Source organism: Bifidobacterium subtile, from assembly GCF_000741775.1.
Lineage (GTDB): Bacteria > Actinomycetota > Actinomycetes > Actinomycetales > Bifidobacteriaceae > Bifidobacterium > Bifidobacterium subtile.
Genome location: NZ_JGZR01000003.1, coordinates 106,789 through 128,345, shown reverse-complemented (window position 1 = coordinate 128,345; position 21,557 = coordinate 106,789). Strand labels below are relative to the sequence as shown.

Sequence of the window (21,557 nt, the reverse complement as noted above, 5' to 3'; positions counted from 1 at the left end):
CTTGCACACGGCAGGACTCGCGGGGCCGGTTTGCCGCGCGTCCGGGCGCGTTTGGCTTGTCGGGCGCGAACCGGCATCGCGTTTTCTAGCCGGTGGCCGATAATAGGGTCATGAGCGAATCCTTCAGCAGTCGTGTCTACGATGTTGTCCGCCGCATTCCGACGGGGAAGGTGGCGACCTATGGCCAAGTGGCGGCCTTGGCCGGCAACCCCCGCAATGCGCGAATCGTCGGCTACGCCTTGCATGCCAACCCGGAGCCGGGCGTCATTCCCTGCCATCGCGTGGTCTTCCGCGACGGCTCGCTTGCTCCCGGATTCGCCTTCGGCGGCCCGGAACGCCAGCGTGCGCTGTTGGAGAATGAAGGCGTGTCCTTCATTCCGCCCGCCAAAAGCCATGCCAACGCCGGCGAGGACGGCTGGCTGGTCGACTTGCAGCGCTGCCAATGGTAGGAGTGAGGTGCGTTCGGCACCCTGATGGCGGCGCGCCGGCTTGTACGCTCGATCGCGTTTGCGTTTGTGTTGGCATGGCACGTCATTGATTTCATCATTGGATGTCGGCACGCCTTCATAGGGGTGCTGTGAGGTGCGTGCGCAAGAATGCGATGGTGCGCACGTTTGGTCATGCCGATATGAGCGCGATGGCCCTGAATATAGCGTCTGTGAACGCAGTGTGCCGCTCAATTCTTTCCTCTGCCGCCGCATGATTTGTGAATAGTGCTGCTGCACGGCAGAAACCGTTGGAATTGCAGGGCTTTTGGCTACAGCTGCACTTGCGCATAGCATGGTCATGATTGCTTCTCCTTATCAGCTGGGCATCGTTGGCTGGCGTCGTTGGAACGGCTGGCGTCGCAGCTGTTGCCGGACTCTTTGTCCGATTGTCGAGAGATGCGGATCGCGCCCTTATGGAATTCGACCATCCCCATCAGTTCCATTTCGCCAAGCGCTTCGGTGAGTTGAGCGAATGTCGCGATTCCGCATGATGCGCTTTGCCGGCCAGCTTCTTCATCGGCGCTGGTCGAGGAACTTGTGGCATTGTGCCCGGACGCGTTGTCGCCGACGAGCATGGAGAAGATGGCGTTAGGTTCGGCGGCCAGCCCTCGGCGTCGGCATCGCCGTATGGCGGTGCGCACCGACTCGTATCGGCGCGATGCCTCGACTTCCTTGGGACCGGCGTCGGTTGCAGGTTCGTCGTTGGAGTTGCCGGGATGCAGCTGGCCCGTCCGATCTGTCTGTTCGTCCGAATCGGTCGATGTGCCGAATTCGGTTGGTTCCGAGGACTCCGTTTCTGGTGCAAATCGCTCATGCCGTTTATGGCAGAGCTCATCGATATGATGCGTCGAGCACAGAATGACGGCTTTGCCATCGCGGATGAGCGCGTTGCATCCGGCGTTGTCCGGCGAGTCGATGCCGCCAGGAACCGCGTAGACCTCCCGCCCCAGCTCCGCCGCCCAGTTCGCGGTGTTGAGTGCGCCGGAGCGAGCTCGGGCCTGTGCCACGACAACCGTCGAGGACAGGGCGGCGATGATCCGATTGCGTAGCAGGAAGCGCCGCGCTTCAGGCACTGTGCCGGGGCACAGCTCGCTGACAAGCGCTCCGCCGTTGGCGAGTATGGCTTCGAACAGGCGCTCGTTGCGCTGTGGACCGATATGGTTCAATCCTCCGGCGAACACCGCGACAGTGGTGCCGGCTCCGATGTCGTCGCGGCGCGAGGCTTCGAGCGCACCCCAATGCGCAGCCGCATCCGTGCCGAACGCGCCGCCCGAAACGACAATATGACCATCAGCCGCCGCTTGCAGAGCTATGTCATGCGCGACGCTTCGCCCGTATTCGCTCACTCCGCGCGAGCCGACAATCGCTATCGGCTTAGGACAGGCGACAAGGCTTGATGGCGTTCCATATCCCCACAGACACAATGGTGCCGCCCAATCCTTGCGCGTGGATAGATCAGCCAGCTGACTCGGCCAATATTTACTGTGCGGCGCGATGATCCATTGGCTGCCCTCCATCGTGAACCAGTCCGAGAGCAGCTGCGGATCATAGCCGGGCAATTGCAGGAAACGAGACAGCCACCGATTCAGCGTGCGACGAAAAATCCGCATGCCGCGATGGTCGACGCTGCGTCCCCATCGCGCGATGCCCATGGCGAAGAGAGATTCCAGCTCGCGTCTGGCGTGAGCGCTGGTTTTCGACGTGCTGACTTTCAACGTATCAGGGTTGCTTGCGGCGAGGTTCGGCGCACCGGAACCTTGAGAACCTGCTGTGCCCAATTGCACGGTGCCAAGGCGCTCAGGGTCAGAGTACGGCAAACCAGAGTGCAGCGTGTCGGAGTGCGACGTGTCAGAGTACGGCGAGTCACGATTCGGCACGGCGCTGGAGTTCGCGCACATGCCGTCCACTGTGGCATCACGGAATAGTGTTACCACCGACTGTGCGCTCTCCGCGCCTTTGAGCAGGGCGAACATCAGGCGTCTGCGCCATCAAGGCAGAAGGTGAGCGTGGCTCGGGCAAGCGTCTCGGTATCAGGTGGCGAAATCGTAGGCTGACTGCTCGGTGCAGTGGTCGCAGGGCTGTCTGCGATGCTCATATGGCTGTGCGCAGTGTTCTCATGACTGTACGCGACGTCCGTCTGACTGGTTGCGCCACCTTCCGGCCTCATTGCACCGGACTGTCTGGTTGCAGTGGATTTTTGATCGTTTGGGGTGCCTGCGCTGTCGGGCGCGATGCCATCGCCGCTGTTCATGACAGCCTCGTACGCAGCGCGATGCCCTGCATCATTTCGGATTTGCCCGGGGAGTCCTTGCCTTCGAGGTCGGCGAGCGTCCACGCCAGGCGCATGGCGCGGTCAGCACCGCGCAGACTCAGCCGTTTGCGTTCCAAGGCTTGGTTGACCAGCTCAACGGCCTGTCGCGAGGTGTTCTCCCGCAGCCAAGTGCCTCCCGCTTGGGCGTTGCAGCCCCAATGCCGCTCGCGGAAACGCTCCCTCGCTGCCGCACGTGCCTTGGATACCGCCAAGCGCATATCCCGGCTGCACGCGCCTTGCGCCGTAAGCTGACCGGTTATCCGCTCGACAGGCGGCACCTCCACCTGGATATCGATGCGGTCGAGAATCGGCCCGGACAGACGCGAAAAATAGCGCACCCGGTCCTTCTCCCGGCACGTGCAGCGTTCCCCGTCGCCATATCCGAAGCCGCACGGGCAGGGATTTGCTGCCATGACCAGTTGGAAACGCGCCGGATAATATGTGGTTCCCTTGGCACGCGACAGCGCTACATATCCCGATTCCAGCGGCTCGCGCAGCGTCTGCAACGCCCGAGGAGAGAATTCAGGCGCCTCGTCCATGAACAGGACGCCGCGATGCGCCCGCGTGATGGCGCCGGGCTGAGCGACTCCCGAGCCTCCGCCGACCAGCGCGGCGTTCGACGCTGTATGGTGCGGCGCCTCGAATGGCGGTATATCGCTGATGCCATGACTTCCCAATGTTCCGCACAAGGAGCGAATGGAAGCGACTTCGAGTTGTTCCGCATCGTCGAGCGGGCTCATGATGCCGGGCAGGCGCGAGGCGAGCATGGTTTTGCCTGCGCCCGGCGGCCCGGTCATCAGCACATGATGCCCGCCGGCTGCAGCCACCTGCAGCACCCATTTCGTATGCTCCTGTCCGACGACTTCGCTCATATCCTGCGGTTCGATCGGTGCCTGATTGCCATGCGACAAGTCGTGCGCCTCGCCTCGGCGCTCGGGAGCCAGCTGGTACTTCGCATGCCCGCCCATCATCTCGATAAGCTCGCCGACGTGGCGCACGCAGACCGTATCCAGCCCGCCGACCAGTCTGGCCTCATCCTCGTTGGCGTGCGGCACGATGATGCGGCGCAAACCGTGCTGTTTGGCATGCAGCATGATCGGCAGCAGGCCGTTGATCGCCAGCACTGTGCCGTCGAGATTGACCTCGCCCAGCACGATGGTGTCGACCAAGGACTCGGCGTCTATCGCGCCCGCTGCGGCGAGCACACTAGCGGCTATCGCCAAATCGTGCGAGGAACCGCGCTTGGGCAGCGAGGCGGGCGAGAGATTGACGGTGACGCGTGTCTGCGGCCAGGAGAAACCGCTCGCCTGGCAGGCTGATTTCACGCGCTCGCGGGCCTCGCTCAGCGAAGCATCGGGAAGTCCGATGATGGAGAAGTAGGGCAGGCCGGGCGAGATGAAGGACTGTATCTGGATGACGAAAGCCTTGAGCCCGATCAGGCCGACCGACAGAGCGCCGCCGATAGCCATTAGAACGCCTCGGGAATATAGCGCACGCTCGGACCGCTTGCCTCAAGCAGAATGCTGACCACATCGAAGCGCACGCCGTTATGCGCAATGCGATGCTCCGGCTCAAGCAGCCATTGCACCCCGGCTCGGCGCAATCGCAGCCGTTTTCGCGCTGTCACCGCCTCCTGCGGACTCCCGTAGCGTGTGGTGCGGCGGGTCTTGACCTCGACGAAAACGATTGTGCGCTCCGGATCGAGCATGACGAGGTCCAGTTCGCCGTAGCGCGTGTGCCAGTTGCGCGAAAGAGTCGACCATCCGCGTCTGGCCAGCCATGCTGCGGCGTACTCCTCGCCGAGAACGCCGAAACGCGCGGGGGAGAGCGTTGCATCGCGCAGATGTGCGGACAGATCCTGCAGCGCACTCGCCGCTGCCAGAGCCGGGGATTCGATGCCGGGAATCGTAGCGGTAGGGGTTATTTCGGCTTGAGATGGATTAATGGTCTGTATGTTGCCAGGCCGTGCGTCGAGGAGATGCGTGCTGATGCCTTGCGAACCGATGCGCTGCCCGTTGGCAAAATACTGTGCGGCGGCAGGCGATTGCGTGTCGGCGAGCGACTGCATCTCGGTACGAGGCTGGGTGTCAATGCGTTGTATGTTCATATAACCAGTTGACCAGAAAACGCTCGCCGAGCACAGCGGTTTCAGGTCATGTGGTCGAAGGGTACGAATCCGGCGTGTTGTGGATAGGATGTGGACAAAATCGGGTTATCCACAATGCCGAGCGTCCGTACGCCGCACTGCGTACGAACGCATCGTGGCCGCAGCGTTGCGCATATGCAGCCGCTGCTCGCCGCTATTGCCCAGTCGTCCGCAGCGTACGTTTCATGGCGTGTTTCAGGACCTCGTATCAGAAAACGTACGATAACCACCGATCAGCGCACGTTTTCCAATACGAACCGCACAAGCATGCTGGATAACGTACGCTGCCGGGGTGCATTGCAGCCACCCCCGTCCAGACCGGACCAGCCCAGACGCATCCGCGCCTTACTTCACCAGCGAAGCCAGCTCGCCCAGATTGAGCTCGAAGCTCACGCCGCGATCCTCGTAATGCGGCTGGTTGCGGGTGCTCTGCATCGCATGGCGCACGAATTCGCCGGCGATCCGCGCCGACTCCACAAGCGTGCGTCCGGCCATCACCGCTCCGCACAGCGCCGAAGCGAAGGCGTCGCCGGTGCCGTGAATCATGAAGGGCAGCTTCTCGTGCGCCAGCTCGCGCTTGGCCGCAACGCCAGTAGCAGCGCTTGCCACATAGTTGCGCAGCTGCCCGTCGCCGCGATCGATGCCCTTGAGCACGACGTTCTTGGCGCCGAGGTCGAGCAGCGCCTGCAGCACGGCGTCCACCTGCGCGTCGTCAAGATTCTGCCCGGCGTACTCGCGACCGGTGAGCAGACCGGCTTCGGTCAGATTCGGCATCAGCACATCCGCGCCGTCGGCCAGTTGAGCCGTGGCGCGGCACAGCTCTTCGGTGTAGGTCGGGTACATTTCGCCGCCATCGCCCATCACCGGGTCGACCAGATGCAGCGCCTTGGGATACTCGCGATACAGCCGCTGGATGATGGCCACCTGCTCGGCCGAGCCGAGGAAGCCGCTGTAGACGCCGTCGAGATCGACGTCCTCCTGCTTCCAGGCGTCGAGGTACCCGCTCAAGATCTCCGTGGTGTCGTGGAAGGTGAACACCTTGTACTTGGTATGGGCCGAGAACAGGGCGGTCGGCACCGGGCAGACGTCGCAGCCGGCCGCCGAAAGAATCGGAATCGCCGCCGTCAGCGAGCACTTGCCGTAGCCGCACATGTCGTGCACCGCCGCGACGCGCGGAATATAGCGCGGATCGCGTTCGAACAATGTCACATCCTGAGCATCCTGAGTCATGAATAGCCTTTCTATTGCGCTCGGCCAGCGTCCGGGAGATTCGGATCAGATCTCGCCCGGACGGGATTCGTCGTATACGACTTTAGACCCTAGCCGTGCGCCGCTACGAGGCGTTTTCGCCATGCGTCCGTTCGGCGTGTCGAGCGGGCTTTGCACCTTCTGACGAAGCTTCCGGCAACGAAATTCTCCGTATAAAACCACGTATCGCAACGTTTGCTAATCGGTTATAAAAGAATGCGATATCGGTCAGCTTGCCGTCGAGTCCGTGCACGTCGTAATCTCAGGTTATCGCTTCGCCAGCCGCCCATAGCGGCCCGACGAAGCGGGCCAACGTTTCACAACACGCCAACAGAGAACAAAAGAGGACGCCATGAGCGAGAACAACCATCAGTACCGTTTCGAGACCCTGCAGCTGCATGTCGGCCAGGAGCAGGCCGACTCCGTGACCGATTCGCGAGCCGTCCCGATCTATGCCACCACGAGCTACGTGTTCCACGACTTCGATCATGCCGAGGCGCGATTCGGTCTGGCGGATCCCGGCAACATCTACGGCCGCCTGACCAACTCCACGCAAGGCGTGTTCGAAGACCGCATCGCGGCGCTCGAAGGCGGCACTGCGGGCCTGGCCGTCGCTTCCGGCGCGGCTGCAGTCGAATACGCGGTGCGCAACATCACGCAGTCCGGCGATCACCTGGTCTCCTCGAAGAACATCTACGGCGGCACCTACAACCTCTTCCGCCACACGCTGCCGCGCGACGGCATCACCACCACCTTCGTCGATCCGGAGGTTCCGCAGAACTTCGAGGACGCCATCCAGGAGAACACCAAGCTCGTCTACTTCGAGACCTTCGGCAACCCGAACGCCGATCTGCCTGACTTCGAAGCTATCGCCGAAATCGCGCACCGCCACCATCTGCCGGTGATCGTCGACAACACCTTCGCCACGCCGTACCTCTTCCGCCCGCTCGAGCACGGCGCGGACGTCGTCGTGGAATCCGCGACGAAGTTCATCGGCGGCCACGGCACCACGCTGGGCGGTGTAGTCGTCGAGGGCGGCACGTTCAACTGGGCCGAAGTGCCGGGTAAGTTCCCGACGCTCACCGAGCCGGACCCCTCCTACCACGGCCTCAACTTCTACGAAGCGCTGGGCGGCGCGGCCTACGTCACCCGCATCCGCGCGATTCTGCTGCGCGACACCGGCGCCACGCTCAGCCCCTTCGCGGCCTTCCTGCTGCTGCAGGGCACCGAGACGCTCTCGCTGCGCGTCGAGCGCCACGTCGAGAACGCCCTCAAGGTCGTCAAGTACCTGCAAACCGTGCCGGAGGTGGAGTCGATCTCGCACCCCAGCATCGAAGGCAGGCGCGACCATGAGCTCTACCTCAAGTACTTCCCGAACGGCGCCGGCTCGATCTTCACCTTCGAAATCAAGGGCGGCAAGGATGCGGCGCGCGTGTTCATCAACAACCTGCACCTGTTCAGTCTGCTCGCCAACGTCGCCGACGTGAAGAGCCTCGTGATCCACCCGGCTTCGACCACCCATTCGCAGGAGACCGCTGAGGAGCTGGAGGATCAGGGCATCCACGAGGGCACGATTCGCCTGTCGATCGGCACCGAGAACATCGATGATATCCTCGATGATCTGAAGGGTGGATTCGAGGCATTGCGCGAATCCGGTCTGGCGAAATGACGCCGCAGTCCTTGACATCACGGCATTAGATGGCATGATCGCATTCGCAGCATAATAGCCGCCCGCGGCTTATAGGAACTCAACATGGTGTTTGAGAGTTTCTTTCTTGGCGCGGCGCAGGTGTTGGCGCAGGATCTGTAGTGCCTTCCTTTTCCGGCGAATTCAGGGTTAATGGGAACCAAGCTGCTCGTCCAGAGACGCAATAGTCTGGGCGGGCAGCTTAGTTTTGAAGGGGTTGTGATGACAAAGGTTAGGCGATTCTTCGCTGCCTCGATAGTTTTGGCCGCCGTGCTCTCGTTTGTAGCGCTCATCGGCGGCGGTCCCGCTATGGCGGCGGGCTCTTCGAGTAATTCGAAGGACAACCCATACGGTCTCGTCGAGCCGGGCGTGCTGCTTACTGGCACGCTAACCGACGCGCCGCCAAACGTGTACCTCAAAGACGGCAAGTTCACTGGCTTCGACAACGATCTGCTGGTTGCTGTCGCCAAGAAGCTCAACTTGAAGGTTGAGTTTGTCGGCACCGAGTTCAGTTCGCTGCTGACGCAGGTGGCGCGCGGCAAATTCGATGTCGGTTCCTCCTCCATCAGCATCACGGAAGCGCGAAAGCAGACCGTCGATTTCACAAACCGCTATGACTTCGGCTACTTGGGTCTTATCGCCCCGGCCGGCTCTCCTGTCAAGTCGTTCAACGATTTGGCGGGCAAGCGCGTCGCCGTGGTGCAGGGAACGGTGCAAGACGACTATGCGACCCGCAAGAAGCTGAACCCGGTTCGCGTCAATGACTACAACGCGGCGCTCAACCAGCTGCGCACGGGCGGGGCCGCCGCATGAATTGCTCCTGCCGAGATCGGCGAGAAAAGCGCCAAAGAGTCCGGCGGCAAGCTTGCTGCGGTCGATTCGGTGCTCGATCCCGGCGGCATGGCATATGCCGTGGCGCCAGGCAACGACGCCCTGCGCGAGGCAATGAACAAGGGCCTCGACGAGGTCATCGCCGACGGCACCTGGTTGAAGCTGCAAAAACAGTATTACCCGGGACGCGCGATTCCGAAGGAATTCGTGCCGGGCTCAGGGAAGGGCTCCGTCGAAAAACCCACGAGCAATAGGGCCAGCTCGGCCGGCGGCAGCTCGCTGGGATCGGTCTGGTCGGCGTTCTTCGATTTCAATGCCATGAAGAAGGCCTTCCCCGACCTCCTGAAAGTAGGGCTTCCGAACACGCTGATACTCGCGGTGACATCAGGCGTCATCGGCACGATTCTAGGTCTTTTGCTCGCGGTCGCAGGTCTGTCTCGACACCGCTGGCTGCGGTGGCCCGCGCGGGTCTACACCGATATCTTCCGAGGCCTGCCCGCTGCAGTCACCATCCTGCTGATCGGCGTCGGATTCGCCCCGCTCGGCATCGAGTTGTGGGGTCCAAATCCCTATCCGCTGGGCATCCTCGCCCTGTCTCTGATCGCGAGCGCCTACATCGGCGAGATTTTCCGATCCGGCATTCAAAGCGTCGACAAGGGACAGAACGAGGCAGCTCGCGCGATTGGTTTCTCGAGTGGCGCGTCGATGCGTCTTGTCGTGATTCCGCAGGGCATCAGGCGGGTGCTGCCTGCGCTCGTGAATCAGTTCATCGCGCTCATCAAAGATTCCTCGCTGATCTACTTCCTAGGTCTTCTCGCCAGCCAGCGCGAGTTGTTCAGAATCGGTGCCGACGCTGCCGCGAACAGCGGCAACCAGTCGGCGCTGGTGCTCGCCGGGCTGTTCTATCTTGCGATTACCGTGCCGTTGACCCATTATGTGAACCACATCGATAAGCGGCTGCGCGACGGCAGGCCGATGAAGCAGGATTCCGACGAGCAGGTGCCGGGCGATGCTGAGGCTCGCGGCATCGCAGGCGCAACGGATAGCGAAACACAGAAGTAGGTGCAGGCATAATGACCGTGAACGAAACAACCGCCGTGACCAACAAATCAAAGACGGCGACTCCGCAGCGCAAGGGCGTCAGCGTCGCACTCAACGATGTTCACCTCGCCTTCGGCTCGAATAAGGTGTTGCGTGGCATCAGCTTTGAGGTGCCCGCCGCAACGACCGCCTGCCTCATCGGCCCCTCGGGGTCGGGCAAATCGACGACGCTGCGCATCGTCAATCGGCTCGCCGAACCAGATTCAGGCGACGTGCTGCTCGATGGCCGTTCGGTTCTCAGCGACAATCCCGACAAGCTGCGGCAGCGTGTGGGCATGGTGTTTCAGCATTTCAACCTGTTTCCGCACAAGACCGTGCGCGAGAACGTCACGCTCGGTCTGATCAAGCTCAAAGGGCTTGGAAAGGACGAGGCGAACGAGCGTGCGCTGCTCGAACTCGACAGGGTCGGGCTTGCCCACAAGGCGGACTCGCGCCCCGCGAGCCTGTCCGGCGGGCAGCAGCAGCGCGTCGCCATCGCTCGGGCGCTCGCGATGGATCCCGAGGTGATGCTTTTCGATGAGGCCACTTCGGCGCTCGACCCCGAGCTTGTGAAGGGCGTCCTCGGCACTATTACTGAGCTTGCGGACTCGGGCATGACGCTGGTGGTCGTGACCCACGAAATGGGTTTCGCGCGATCGGTCGCCGAACAGGTGATGTTCATGGACGAAGGGCGAATCATCGAGTCCGGCCATCCGGACCAGGTGTTTGAGGCACCCAAGTCCGATCGCCTGCGCCACTTCCTGTCGCAGGTGCTCTAGCATTGTCAGTGCATTGTCATTCTTCCCTATATCACAGCAGCGCCTGACTTAAGAAATGGCTGACTGCCATGGCGTCGAGCCGGAACATAAACAACCGCGTTCAGCCCCTAGAGTTCCCGCTTGCTCTTTTCACGAGTCGGAGCCCTTCCCTCATTCGTAAGGATGAGAGAAGGGCTCCGACTTTTCGGTCTTGCGCATGATGTCGCCCGACCGCTTGCTTGCGTAGCGTAAAAGGTGTTCCGAACAACAATGTTCCGCAACAGAACACCGATAACGCGAGGAGAGCGAAGCGATGACAAGAAGCAACCCGGTGGCAATCGAAGCCATCGATCTCATGAAGGACTATGGCCGCGGCGAGAATGCGGTCCACGCGCTGCGCGGCGTGAACATCAGCTTCGAGCAGGGGCGATTCACTGCGATCATGGGCCCTTCCGGCTCCGGCAAATCCACGCTGATGCACACATTGGCCGGCCTTGACTCGGCCAGCGGCGGCAAGATCATCTTCGACGGGGCCGATCTGACCGCGATGAACGACAGCCAGCTGACGCTGCTGCGGCGGCATCGCATCGGGTTCATCTTCCAAAGCTTCAATCTGCTGCCGATGTTCAGCGCCGAACAGAACATCCTGATGCCCCTGACCCTGGCTGGCGAGAAGCCCGACCGCTCATGGTTCAAGGTGCTGGTCGAGACCTTGGGTCTTGAAAGCCGTCTGGAGCACCGGCCCAATGAATTGTCCGGCGGACAGCAGCAGCGCGTCGCCATCGCCCGTGCGCTGATCAGCAAGCCCGCAGTCGTCTTCGCCGACGAGCCGACCGGCAACCTCGACTCGGTCTCCAGCGCCGAAGTCCTGAGCTTCCTCAAACGGTCGGTCAAGGAGCTGAGCCAGACCATCATCATGGTCACCCATGACGCGATCGCCGCTTCCTACGCCGATCGCGCCATCGTCTTCGCAGACGGGCGCATCGTGGCCGATGAGAACGATCCTGCCGCCGAACGCATGAGCGAGCTGCTCATGGAGGAACGCGAACGCGCCACCCGAAGCGGCGCAGCACCCACAGTCGCCCAGCTCATGGCCGACAAGCCGGCGCAGCCTCACATAGCGGACCAGTCTCGCGGTCCGGCGCACAAGGCTTCCGCGCAAGAGTATGCGAACGGGCAGAACTCCAACGGGTCGAAGCATGGCCGGTGAATCACCCGTATCCGATATTGATATGCGAACCGACGGCGGCCTTGCCGTCAACCACGCTATTCACCATGCCGCCAACTGCGCCGTCAGCAGCAGCGCCACCAACAGTGCCGTCGCCTGCATTTCAGACGCCGCAACGGCCAATGCAAAGGATTTCCCATGTGGTCAGTGACCTTACAACTTATGAAGAAAAGCCTGCGGATGCTCATCCCCGCGGGCATCGCCATCGTCATCGGCACGGCGTTCATCGCCAGCACCTTCCTCTTCGGCAATGCAATGAACGATTCGCTGCGCTCGCAGCTCACGGCTTCGTTCGGCCAAGCGAACTACGCCATCGGCGTCAAAGAGAACTACAAAGGCTCCGATCAATACTCCAGAACCGTCGCCGACTTCCATACCGACCAGATTCAAGCCATTGACGGAGTGCGCGGACTGCGCGCCGATACACGGGTCTCCATCGAGGTCGGCAACGGCGACACGCACATCTCTTCGGTGGGCATCGGCGGATCGAGCGATGCGAAACTGCTTCCCATTACGCTTTCGCAAGGCAGGCAGCCTCGCAACGATCAGGAGATAGCGCTGCCTGCAGGCATGGCGAAGCAGCTTGAGGTCGGCATCGGCGACACGGTCGGAGTGAATGCGCAGTCTTCTGGAACGGGCAGCTCCTCAGCGATGCCCCAGATGCGCGTCGTCGGGTTCACAGAGGATCCCCATGGTGCCTTCGCATACACCAGCGGTGCCGTCATTCTCGCCGACGACGCCGTGGCCTCGCTGCAGGGCTACGAGCAGGGTTTCGACACGGTCAACACCTCCACGCTGTATCTCGACATCGACCAAGGGAAGGCGGACGCGGCCATCGCGCGGATACGCTCGTTGGTGCCCAAGGGATTCGACATCCAATCCAGCCGGTCCGTATCGGACGCGCAGATGAAGGCGCTCGGCGAGGGCGGCACGAGCCCGGTGACCATATTCCTGCTGGTTTTCGGCGTCATCGCCATGTTCGTCGCCGCGCTGGTCATCGCCAACACCTTCCAGGTGCTCGTGGCGCAGCGTCGGCGCACGTTTGCGCTGCTGCGCACGATCGGCGCGAAACGCGGGCAGATCTACCGTTCGGTGATACTCGAATCCATTCTGCTCGGGTTTGCGTCCTCGGTGATCGGCATTGCGCTTGGCATGGGCATCATGGCGTTGGCCGGAAGCACAGGCGCGTTGAAGTCGGTGTATGGCACCGATCCGCGCGCTCTGCTGATTATCACCGTGCCGGTTGTCGTCGTACCGCTCGTATTCGGTATCGTCATGACCGTGCTGGCTGCGCTCGGCTCGGCTCGCGCCGCTACTAAAGTCACCCCGCTGGAGGCGCTGCGGCCGATGGAACTCGGCGAGAGCGCCAGATCCAGTCACCGCGCCCGCACGATTATCGGCGCTCTGCTCACCCTGATCGGCGCGGCGCTTGCCGCAGTCTCCTTCATCAGAATGCGTGATTTCCTTGGGGCCGCCAATGTCGAAGGTTCGAATGACAGCGGATATACGATGATTCTGCTCATGGCGATCGCCTCATGCGTGCTGATTTTCCTAGGACTGGCGTTTGCCGCGTCCTCCTGGCTGCCCTCGTTGATGAGGGGCATCGGCGCACTGGTTTCCCTGGCTGGCCCGTCGGCCACGATCGCCAACGCCAACGTGCAGAAGAACCCGCGCCGTGTGGCGGCCACCGGACTGGCGTTGCTCATCGGCGTGACGCTCGTCTCGACCATCGCGACTGGTGCGGCAAGCGGCAAACAGACGATGGGCAACGCGCTCGACACGCGCTACAGCGTTGATCTCGTGGCCACAGGACCGCATCTGAGTCAGCAATCGGCCGATAAGGTGGCTCATGTTTCCGGCGTGTCGCACACGCTCTACGCGCCGACGGCTTCGGGCAGCATCGCCGATGCGAAAGGCCATGACTATTCGGCGCTGCTCATCGGCGTCACTGGGGCCGACCAGTTGAAAGCGGTCATGCACGCAGACCTTGCGGGAGCGCAGATAGCAGGCGAGCAGGCGCTGCTCCCTCAGTATTCAGCGCTCAGCGGCAAGAAGCTGACCTTCAGCGACACGGCCCTCTTCCAACCTCTTGAGGGCGAATCCGATAGCAGCTCGAAAGGCGCCTCCGCCGATACCTCGTCCGGCGCTTCGGCCAAGCCGGGCAACGACCTTGGAGTGAAATTCGGCGTCGGGCAGCGCGATTTCCGCCAGGTATCCGACAAGTATGACGTCGCCGCCTTCGTGGACGCCGGACTGTTCGACTCCGGGACGCTCAAGGCGCAAAGCCATATGCTGCTGGCCAGCGTGAATCCGAATGCCACGAATCTCACGGACACCTTCCAGAACGTGCAAAACGCGCTGGGCTCCGACATGGGGGTGAATCTGACTGGACCGATCGCCGAACGGCTGCAGTGGGAGAGCATCATCGACACCATGCTCAAACTCCTCGTCGGACTGCTTGCCGTCGCCGTGCTGATCGCCCTGATCGGCGTAGCCAACACCCTGAGTCTGTCCGTCATCGAGCGGACACGCGAATCGGCCACCTTGCGGGCCATTGGCATGACGCGCGGCCAGCTGCGGCGCTCCCTGTCCATCGAGGCGCTGCTCATCGCGCTGGTCAGCGGCTTGGCGGGCATCGTGCTTGGCACGCTGTTCGCATGGCTGGGCTCCTACATGGTCTTCAGCCTTTACGGAGAGGTCGCGCTGCCTTTTGATTGGAAGACGAACGGCATCGTGCTGCTGGTCGCCGCCATCGCCGCACTGCTCGCCAGCGTGTTCCCGGCGAGACGTGCGCTGAAGACCGCTCCGGTGGAGGCGCTCGCCGAGGCATAGGCCTGCCGGCGTTCCACGGGTGTCGCGTCAGGCGGTTCGTGATTGCGACATTCGCTCGCTTTAGGCGAAGTTGGGACCCATCGGGCCCCAACTCCGCGTTTCTGCGTCTTGGAAGGATTTTGCCCCCGAAATTTCGTGAGCGATGCCTTCCGCAAACCGCTAGCGCGGGTCTCAATGAGTTGTTTTGGCGAATTCGGCTCACGCTTTTTGGCTCTTCCCTCCCGAAAAAAATGTGAGTCGCAATGAACATTTCATGCTCGTTTTTATTCACAAGAACATCGAGAATCCGCCATTATGATGTCTGAAATCTAGCATCTTCCTTGTTCGCGCGGCTCGCACTTTCTCGTCTGAATTCAAAAATGCGAGCCAAAAATCGCCTATGCCTCAATCAGCCCGTTTTCATACGCGAACACGACGGCCTGAACGCGGTCGCGGGCGTTGATTTTCGCCAGAATATGCGCCACATGCGTTTTGACCGTAGGCAGGCTGATGAACAGCTTGTCGGCAATCTCCTGATTCGACAGGCCATGGGCGATTTCGATCAGCACCTCGAGTTCGCGCTCGGTCAGGTCGTCCAGCTCCGGATCGGTGTAGCGAGTTGGCGCCGAAGCGTTTCCAGCTGATTGTGCGCCGTACGGCAACTGACTATGCTGCTGTCCGTTCAGCTCGTTCAAGCCGTTTTGGCCATCGCGCATATTCGGACCGGCAGCGGAGATCTCCCCATCCAGCATTTTCTCGATAAGCCGTTTGGTTGCGGTCGGCGCGATGATCGCGTTGCCCTGAAACACGGTACGAATCGAATTGAGCAGCGTCTCCGGTTCGGTGTCCTTAAGCAGAAAACCCGATGCGCCGGCATTGATGGCGGCCATCACATACTCGTCCAGGTCGAAGGTCGTCAGGATGATGACTCGCGTCGTCTGCGGCGCCCGCGAGTCGCAATCTCTTTCCTGATCTCGCGTATCTTCGCCCGGCTCCGACATCGATGTGTTCATGGCGCTGATGAGCCGCGTCGCCTCGATGCCGTCCATGCCCGGCATGCGCACGTCCATCAGCACCACATCGGGATACAGCGTTTCGGACATGGCCACGGCCTGTGCGCCATCGCCGGCCTGCGCCACCACCTGCATATCAGCCTGCGAGCCGATTACCATCGAGAACCCCGCTCGCACCAGTTCCTGGTCGTCCGCAATGATTACCCGTATCCGCCGCATTTCGCTCATGGTTCCACTCTAGCGAACCGGGTGGCTCTTGCGCGGCCGCGACTTGAGGAATTCATTATCCGGCACCTCCATCCAGCTCAGCGCTTGATGCGCCAGCCGCCATAATGTTCACGTGATATTCATTCTGCGGCCGCGACTTGAGCCGTGCAGACCTCTACGATAGAGACGATACGATAAGAACAGTTCATAACACTGGGGTTTGCGATGATTGATGTGCCAGAGCGATCAACAATGAAACTGACAGGAACCGAAAAGCGCTGGATCGTCTACGATGTCGGCAACTCCGCCTTCGTGCTGCTTTCGACCGCGGTAGTGCCGATCTACGCGAACTCCCTGCTGCATGCGGCGGGAAAGACCAATATCGTATCGACCTGGGGTTATGCGCAGACCATCGTCTCGATCGTCATCGCGCTGCTGATGCCGGTGCTCGGCTCGATCGCCGACGTGCAGGGCATGAAAATCCGCTTCTTCCTCGGCTTCTTCGGTACAGGCGCGGTGGCGTGCTGCGCGCTGGCTGTGCCACTGGCGTGGCTGCCGTTCCTGATCGTCTTCATGCTGGCCACCATCGGCCTGAACGGGTCGCTGACCTTCTACGATTCGATGCTGGTTGACACGACGTCCAACGAGCGGATGGACAGAGTTTCGGCGCACGGCTTCGGCTGGGGCTACATCGGCTCGACGGTACCGTTCATCCTGTGCATCGCGCTGATTTTCGGCGGCCCGAAGGCCTTTGGCTGGAGCACAGCGGCCTGTACGAGGGCTTCCTTCATCATCACGGCGATCTGGTGGGCGGCGTTCACCATCCCGCTCCTGACCAGCTACAGGCAGACCCATTTCCGCACCGCCGACCGCATCGGCCCGGCGGTGCGGAGCACCTTCTCCGAACTCGCCCGCACCTTCACCAGAATCGTGAGGAACAAGCCGCTGTGGATGTTCATGCTCGCGTTCTTCTTCTACATCGACGCGGTCAACACCGTGATTTCGATGAGTACCTCCTACGCCACGCAGCTCGGCATCGATTCCACGCAGCTGGTGATTGCGCTGCTGGTCACCCAGTTCGTCGCCTTTCCCTGCTCGATATGGTACGGGAAGCTCGCCGGGCGCTTCGGTACGAAGACGATGATCATGGTCGGAACGGCCGCCTACCTGTTCATCGTCTTCTTTGCCGCGTTCTTCATGCGTACCGCCGTCGATTTCTGGATTCTCGCCATCGCCGTCGGCGTGTTCCAAGGCGGCATCCAGGCCATGTCGCGCTCGTACTACAGCAAGATCATCCCCAAGGACCACGCGAACGAATACTTCGGCTTCTACGACATCTTCGGCAAGACCGCCTCGATCCTCGGCACCTTCCTCGTCGCCACAGCCACTGCCTTGACTGGCAACGCCTCGATAGGCGTCCTCTCCATCGCCGCGCTGCTGCTCGTGGCCCTCGTGCTGCTCGCTCTGCAAAAGGATCTCACCAAGCAGCAGTAGGTGGTGCAATAATTTGTCAATCATCTGTGTCTATGCACAATAAGATGTTATCTGGAAAGAGCTGAAAGGCCGTCAGCGACCTCTCAGCCACCATTTTTCGTGCTGACCGCATCTATTAAGCAGATTTCGCTCGAATCACAGCGAGAACAGCATGGTGATTGGAAAACGATTCTTGCGAATCGGCAGAATCCCGCCATTGTGAGTCGGCGGGTTTCGGCTGTCTGCTTTCGTACCTGCTTATTAGACGAAAAAAGTGCTGAATAGATGCAAGTCGTCGCACCTTGCAAGAGCATCTGGCCGATATGCACTGTTTCAATCATCTATTTGCATCTATTCAGCACTTTTTTCGTCTATTCAGCACCTCTCCAAGTATCGATGATATTCAGCAATTTGGAAACGTTGATATGCCGCCATTCCATGAGCGTCCGAAAACTTGAAAAACCACAGATTCGCCTCCATCAGACCAAAATCTGCTTAGTTAAAATCGGACAGCGCTAATCTGTTGTATATGGCATTGCACATGACAGCGGTGGATGACGATTTGATTATCTTCCTCTGCGAGGAGGCATGACACAATCAGATATCGAGCTCTTCGACGGCAGGCTGCTGCTGAGCCTAGGGACGGTCGCCTAACACATCAAAATTTAGCATAATTTTGCTAATCTTTTGGTGGAGGCGGGCACTATGACTATGCATCAGGAAAAGATCAGGCCGGTTTCGGATCTGCGCAACAATTTTGCTGATATTTCGAAAACGGTTCATGACACGGGCGAGCCGGTGTTCCTGACTAAAAACGGATTTGGCGACATGGTCGTGCTGAGCATGGAAGTCTACGAGAATCTGCAGTTCGACAGTCAGGTGTATTCGCATCTGCTTGAGGCGGAGCGTCAGGCCACAGTGGACAAGCGCCGGTTCAGCACCAAGGAGACTTTGAATATGCTCAAAGACACCATCGCCGGGGCCTGAAGTGTATGACGTCGTTGTGCTTCCCACGGCTCTGGCCGACATGAGTGATGCGGTTCGCTATATCGCGACTGAGCTTGGCGAACCGGGAGCTGCCGGGCGTCTCGCGGATGATTTCATGGCTGTGGCTGACTCCTCGGGCGAGTATCCGTATTCGCACCGCGTCTATGCTCCTCTTCGCCCGCTTGCACATGAGTACTGCAGAGTAGCAGTCGGCAATTATCTGATGTTCTACCGCGTTGACGAGCCATCGCGGACTGTCACGGTGGCGGCAGTGATGTACGCGCGTCGCGACATTGCCAGACATCCTGAGGGCGAACGATAGATATGAATCCCGCGCTTTTGGAGAGAAAAGAGTCGGGTTAGTCGTTATCACAGATGAAACGATTGTGGGCTTGGCGATTCATCGAATCGCCAAGCCCACAATCGTGTGCGAAACCTGAGTTATCGCGGCATATTGCCTATCGCAACACGCTATCTACGGCAATGAAACCGTCAGCATGAACAGGAAAGTGCGGAAAGCACTGACGGTTTCACCGCGATAGGCTTCATGGCTTTATCGTGGCTTTACGATCTCACAGATCTTCCGGCTTCACGTAACCCTTGCGCACGGCGGCTGCGAGCGTCTGCGGCACCTGCACGGTTTCGCCTTCGGGCGTGCGTACGGTGGCGAGCTGCGGAACTTCGGCCTTCCACTGCGAGCGACGCGCGTGGGTGTTGGCTCGTGATGTCTTATACTTTGGCAGTGCCATCAGCCTTGCCTCGCTTTCCAACGCGGATTTTTCTTATTGATGACGTACAGGTGGCCCCTGCGTCGCACGATGGACGAGCCGTCCTTGTGCGCCAGGGAGCGGATCGACGCTTTGACTTTCATGGGGTGATTCCTTTCGGATTAATATTGCTACATCGACAGGGGGAGCGCAGCCAGCGGCTTGTGCTCAAGCCTGCGACTTGGTGCGCTTGCCGTAGCGGGCGTTGAACTTCTGCACCTGGCCGGCCGTGTCGAGCACGACGTTCTTGCCGGTGTAGAAGGGGTGGCTGTACGAGGAGACCTCCACGTTCACCAGCGGATAGGTGTTGCCGTCCTCCCATTCGATCGTCGGCAGCTGCGAGGCCTTGGCTACCAGCGTCGACTTGGTGAGGAAGGAGCGGTTCGCCGAGCGGTCGTGGAAGACGACGTAGCCGTATGCGGGATGGATGTCGGATTTCATATGATTCCTTATTGGTCAGAAGAATTGATTGCTGAGTGCGCCTTTGAAGCAGCGCCCGAACTGCGCAAGGGTCACCAGCTGGACTTGGTGACTCCCGGCAGCTCGCCGCGATGGGCCTTCTCGCGCAGATTGATGCGGGAGAGGCCGAATTTGCGGTTGAACGCGCGCGGGCGCCCGTCGATGCTGTCGCGGTTGCGCAGCCGCACCGGGCTGGCGTTGCGGGGCAGCGCATGCAGCTTGCGCATGGCCTCCTCGCGCTCCTCGGCGCTTAAGTGCGGGTTGACGCTGTCGCGCTTGTATTCGGCGCGGCGTTCGGCATACTTGGCGACGGTTTCTTTTCGCTGCCGTTCTCGATATATCTTGCTGGTCTTGGCCATGCTTGGATTCCTTAGGATTGCTTGATGGTGTGAGATTGCTGGTGCGTTATGCGCTGATACGTTCACGCGCGAACGCATAACGCGAGACTCGCGCGAAAGACGCGAATCAGCGCGTTTCGCGGAAGATCACGCGCTTGCGTACGACGGGGTCGAACTTGAGCAGTTCGAGACGGTCCGGCGTGTTCCTGCGGTTCTTCGTGGTGGTGTAGGTCGATCCGGTTCCTGCGGTCGAACGCATGGTGATGATGGGTCGGACTACCGATGCTTTGCTGGCCATGCCATGGTCCTTTCTGTTGCTGTGAAGTTGTGTGCTGCTGCTCTGGTTTTAAGCGCGGTCGGCTGCCGGTCATTTGCCGGTTGGCAGTCCTACACGACGGCCAATTGACGCCGCCGTTCGCCATCGGCTGATTTAACGGCTTGGCTCAATTAGCGACACGGACGATTAGCGGTTGCCTCGCTAATGAAAGCGTCGCCGTTTGCCGAGATGTCGATTGGCCGGGACTCAGTGAACCAGCGCGTTTACTTCAGGTCGACGAGACCCTTGGCCTGCGCCTGGGCAAGGGCCGATTCAATGCCGATGCGGCTGATGGTCTTGATGCCCTTTGTACTTACGGTCAGCGTGACGTGACGCTGCAGGGAAGGCACCCAGTAGCGCTTGCTTTGCAGGTTCGGCTTGAAGGTGCGGCGGGTTTTGCGATGCGAGTGGGATACGTTGTTGCCGGTTGAGACATGCGCGCCCTGAATTTGACATTGTTTGGTCATGTCTGCCAATATAACAAACGAGAATCGTTATCACAAGTTGAAGGGATGTCATGTCTGATTCCTTGGTATCGCGCCCAGAAGCATCGCGCAATGGCAATCCAGCGCAAACGGCAGCCTTGGATATTGTGCTGCTTACGGGTGCGGATCGTCTCTCGCTGGACTCCGTGGCGTTTTCGCTGATGGACACCTGCGAAGCCGCGTATGGCATCACATACGATGTGCGTGTCAGCGCAGACGCCCCCGATGAGATCGAGTGCGCCGAACCCGGGCAGCCGGTCTCCGACATGGAGGTGCTGCGTATCGTGAGCATGCCGGGAGGCGATACCGGGCTGCGCAGCGCAGACACGCAGGTGTGCCCGGTGAGCGACTGCTGCCTGACCTGCACCGTCAAACATGACGCCGCCAGAATGCTCGAACAGCTGAGCGGCCGCTCCGGCATTGTGCTCATCGCGCTGCCAATAGGCGTCGAAGGCACGCCAGTCGCGCAGTATCTTGACGATTTGCTCAGCTTGAACGAATGGGGAGCGGGCATGCGCATCGCCACTATCGCCAATGCTGTAGGACTCGACGAATTCGAGGAGCGTTTCTTCGACGACGAGCCGCTCTGCCTGGCCGGCACCAGCGAAGAGGACGGGGTGTTCGACGCCCGGTCCACGGGTGCCGTAGTGTCGCGCCTGATCTGCGAGGCCATGCATGTGCCTGAGCTTCCGATGGTCGGCGCCGGCTGCATGGCACGTCATGTCGACGCCGATGGCGACTGCCGCTGCCGCGACATCATCCGCGCGATCGCCGACCCAGGCGCTATAGTCTGCGAAGACGCGCACGAGGTCACGTTGCGTGCGCTTGCCGCGCAGCAGCAGGAGCAGAAGGAAGAGCTTAGCGTATCTCCGCAGTGAGCTTAGTGATTTCAGTAGGTTCAGTGACCTTAAGGGGCTCAGCGAG

Annotated in this window: 22 protein-coding genes and 2 pseudogenes; 12 read left to right on the top strand and 12 right to left on the bottom strand. The window is 60.7% G+C overall.

Features of this window, described 5'->3' with window-relative positions:
• Nucleotides 1-110 precede the first annotated feature (110 nt).
• Nucleotides 111-449, top strand: a complete 339-nt coding sequence (locus tag BISU_RS02385) for an MGMT family protein (RefSeq protein ID WP_024462809.1) — start codon at nt 111-113, stop codon at nt 447-449.
• Between the two features lie 335 nt (nt 450-784).
• Here the strand turns inward: BISU_RS02385 and BISU_RS02380 are convergent, their stop codons facing one another.
• The 4 genes from BISU_RS02380 to BISU_RS02360 form a co-directional block, all read right to left on the bottom strand.
• Nucleotides 785-2,386, bottom strand: coding sequence for a DNA-processing protein DprA (locus BISU_RS02380; protein ID WP_081672618.1), 1,602 nt, complete (start codon nt 2,384-2,386; stop codon nt 785-787).
• A 349-nt stretch (nt 2,387-2,735) separates the two neighbouring features.
• Nucleotides 2,736-4,268 (bottom strand): YifB family Mg chelatase-like AAA ATPase, encoded by a 1,533-nt coding sequence (locus BISU_RS02370; RefSeq protein WP_024462811.1) that lies wholly within the window; start codon nt 4,266-4,268, stop codon nt 2,736-2,738.
• The gene (locus BISU_RS02365) at nt 4,268-4,705 is read right to left on the bottom strand and encodes a YraN family protein (protein ID WP_404801790.1); all 438 of its coding nucleotides are present in this window, start codon (nt 4,703-4,705) and stop codon (nt 4,268-4,270) included. Before BISU_RS02365 ends, BISU_RS02370 begins: the two co-directional genes overlap by 1 nt.
• Nucleotides 4,706-5,290: 585 nt before the next feature.
• Entirely contained in the window at nt 5,291-6,175 is an 885-nt protein-coding gene (locus BISU_RS02360) for a bifunctional hydroxymethylpyrimidine kinase/phosphomethylpyrimidine kinase (protein WP_024462813.1), read from the bottom strand.
• Between the two features lie 370 nt (nt 6,176-6,545).
• Between BISU_RS02360 and BISU_RS02355 the strand changes: the two genes are divergently transcribed.
• From BISU_RS02355 to BISU_RS02325, 7 genes are all read left to right on the top strand, one after another.
• Nucleotides 6,546-7,862: an O-acetylhomoserine aminocarboxypropyltransferase/cysteine synthase family protein gene (locus BISU_RS02355; RefSeq protein WP_024462814.1), complete on the top strand. Its 1,317-nt coding sequence runs from the start codon at nt 6,546-6,548 to the stop codon at nt 7,860-7,862.
• Nucleotides 7,863-8,102: 240 nt separating this feature from the next.
• The gene (locus BISU_RS12395) at nt 8,103-8,693 is read left to right on the top strand and encodes an ABC transporter substrate-binding protein (protein ID WP_202805545.1); all 591 of its coding nucleotides are present in this window, start codon (nt 8,103-8,105) and stop codon (nt 8,691-8,693) included.
• An 87-nt stretch (nt 8,694-8,780) separates the two neighbouring features.
• The gene (locus BISU_RS12390) at nt 8,781-9,773 is read left to right on the top strand and encodes an amino acid ABC transporter permease (RefSeq protein ID WP_404801769.1); all 993 of its coding nucleotides are present in this window, start codon (nt 8,781-8,783) and stop codon (nt 9,771-9,773) included.
• An 11-nt stretch (nt 9,774-9,784) separates the two neighbouring features.
• Nucleotides 9,785-10,570: an amino acid ABC transporter ATP-binding protein gene (locus BISU_RS02340; protein WP_024462815.1), complete on the top strand. Its 786-nt coding sequence runs from the start codon at nt 9,785-9,787 to the stop codon at nt 10,568-10,570.
• A 292-nt stretch (nt 10,571-10,862) separates the two neighbouring features.
• Nucleotides 10,863-11,759, top strand: coding sequence for an ABC transporter ATP-binding protein (locus tag BISU_RS02335; protein WP_024462816.1), 897 nt, complete (start codon nt 10,863-10,865; stop codon nt 11,757-11,759).
• Nucleotides 11,749-11,928, top strand: a complete 180-nt coding sequence (locus BISU_RS02330) for a hypothetical protein (RefSeq protein ID WP_024462817.1) — start codon at nt 11,749-11,751, stop codon at nt 11,926-11,928. Before BISU_RS02335 ends, BISU_RS02330 begins: the two co-directional genes overlap by 11 nt.
• On the top strand, nt 11,916-14,609 hold the full coding sequence (locus tag BISU_RS02325) for an ABC transporter permease (RefSeq protein WP_024462818.1): 2,694 nt from the start codon (nt 11,916-11,918) through the stop codon (nt 14,607-14,609). The genes BISU_RS02330 and BISU_RS02325 overlap by 13 nt, the downstream gene beginning before the upstream one ends.
• Nucleotides 14,610-14,986: 377 nt before the next feature.
• Here BISU_RS02325 and BISU_RS13490 read toward each other — a convergent pair.
• A pseudogene (locus BISU_RS13490) lies at nt 14,987-15,169 on the bottom strand (response regulator transcription factor); the annotation flags it as partial.
• A 165-nt stretch (nt 15,170-15,334) separates the two neighbouring features.
• Nucleotides 15,335-15,829 (bottom strand): annotated as a pseudogene (locus BISU_RS13485) (response regulator); the annotation flags it as partial.
• Nucleotides 15,830-16,060: 231 nt separating this feature from the next.
• On the opposite strand from BISU_RS13485, the gene BISU_RS02315 reads away from it, so the two are divergent.
• The 3 genes from BISU_RS02315 (at nt 16,061) to BISU_RS02305 (ending at nt 18,590) form a co-directional block, all read left to right on the top strand.
• On the top strand, nt 16,061-17,302 hold the full coding sequence (locus tag BISU_RS02315; protein WP_024462820.1) for an MFS transporter: 1,242 nt from the start codon (nt 16,061-16,063) through the stop codon (nt 17,300-17,302).
• Nucleotides 17,303-17,986: 684 nt separating this feature from the next.
• Entirely contained in the window at nt 17,987-18,268 is a 282-nt protein-coding gene (locus BISU_RS02310) for a type II toxin-antitoxin system Phd/YefM family antitoxin (protein ID WP_226839080.1), read from the top strand.
• Between the two features lies 1 nt (nt 18,269).
• Nucleotides 18,270-18,590 (top strand): type II toxin-antitoxin system RelE/ParE family toxin, encoded by a 321-nt coding sequence (locus BISU_RS02305; protein WP_024462822.1) that lies wholly within the window; start codon nt 18,270-18,272, stop codon nt 18,588-18,590.
• A gap of 250 nt (nt 18,591-18,840) precedes the next feature.
• On the opposite strand, the gene rpmF is transcribed toward BISU_RS02305, so the two are convergent.
• The 6 genes from rpmF to rpmB all read right to left on the bottom strand — a co-directional run bounded on the left by rpmF (nt 18,841) and on the right by rpmB (nt 20,615).
• Complete coding sequence (gene rpmF, locus BISU_RS02300) at nt 18,841-19,017, bottom strand: 50S ribosomal protein L32 (RefSeq protein ID WP_024462823.1); 177 nt, start codon at nt 19,015-19,017, stop codon at nt 18,841-18,843.
• Nucleotides 19,017-19,139, bottom strand: a complete 123-nt coding sequence (gene ykgO / locus BISU_RS02295) for a type B 50S ribosomal protein L36 (RefSeq protein ID WP_024462824.1) — start codon at nt 19,137-19,139, stop codon at nt 19,017-19,019. Before ykgO ends, rpmF begins: the two co-directional genes overlap by 1 nt.
• 64 nt (nt 19,140-19,203) lie before the next feature.
• Nucleotides 19,204-19,476, bottom strand: coding sequence for a type B 50S ribosomal protein L31 (locus BISU_RS02290; RefSeq protein ID WP_024462825.1), 273 nt, complete (start codon nt 19,474-19,476; stop codon nt 19,204-19,206).
• Between the two features lie 71 nt (nt 19,477-19,547).
• On the bottom strand, nt 19,548-19,853 hold the full coding sequence (gene rpsN, locus BISU_RS02285; RefSeq protein WP_024462826.1) for a 30S ribosomal protein S14: 306 nt from the start codon (nt 19,851-19,853) through the stop codon (nt 19,548-19,550).
• Nucleotides 19,854-19,959: 106 nt separating this feature from the next.
• Nucleotides 19,960-20,130, bottom strand: coding sequence for a 50S ribosomal protein L33 (gene rpmG / locus BISU_RS02280; protein ID WP_024462827.1), 171 nt, complete (start codon nt 20,128-20,130; stop codon nt 19,960-19,962).
• Nucleotides 20,131-20,372: 242 nt separating this feature from the next.
• Nucleotides 20,373-20,615 (bottom strand): 50S ribosomal protein L28, encoded by a 243-nt coding sequence (gene rpmB, locus BISU_RS02275; protein WP_024462828.1) that lies wholly within the window; start codon nt 20,613-20,615, stop codon nt 20,373-20,375.
• A gap of 50 nt (nt 20,616-20,665) precedes the next feature.
• On the opposite strand from rpmB, the gene BISU_RS02270 reads away from it, so the two are divergent.
• Nucleotides 20,666-21,511, top strand: a complete 846-nt coding sequence (locus BISU_RS02270; RefSeq protein WP_024462829.1) for a hypothetical protein — start codon at nt 20,666-20,668, stop codon at nt 21,509-21,511.
• Nucleotides 21,512-21,557 lie beyond the last annotated feature (46 nt).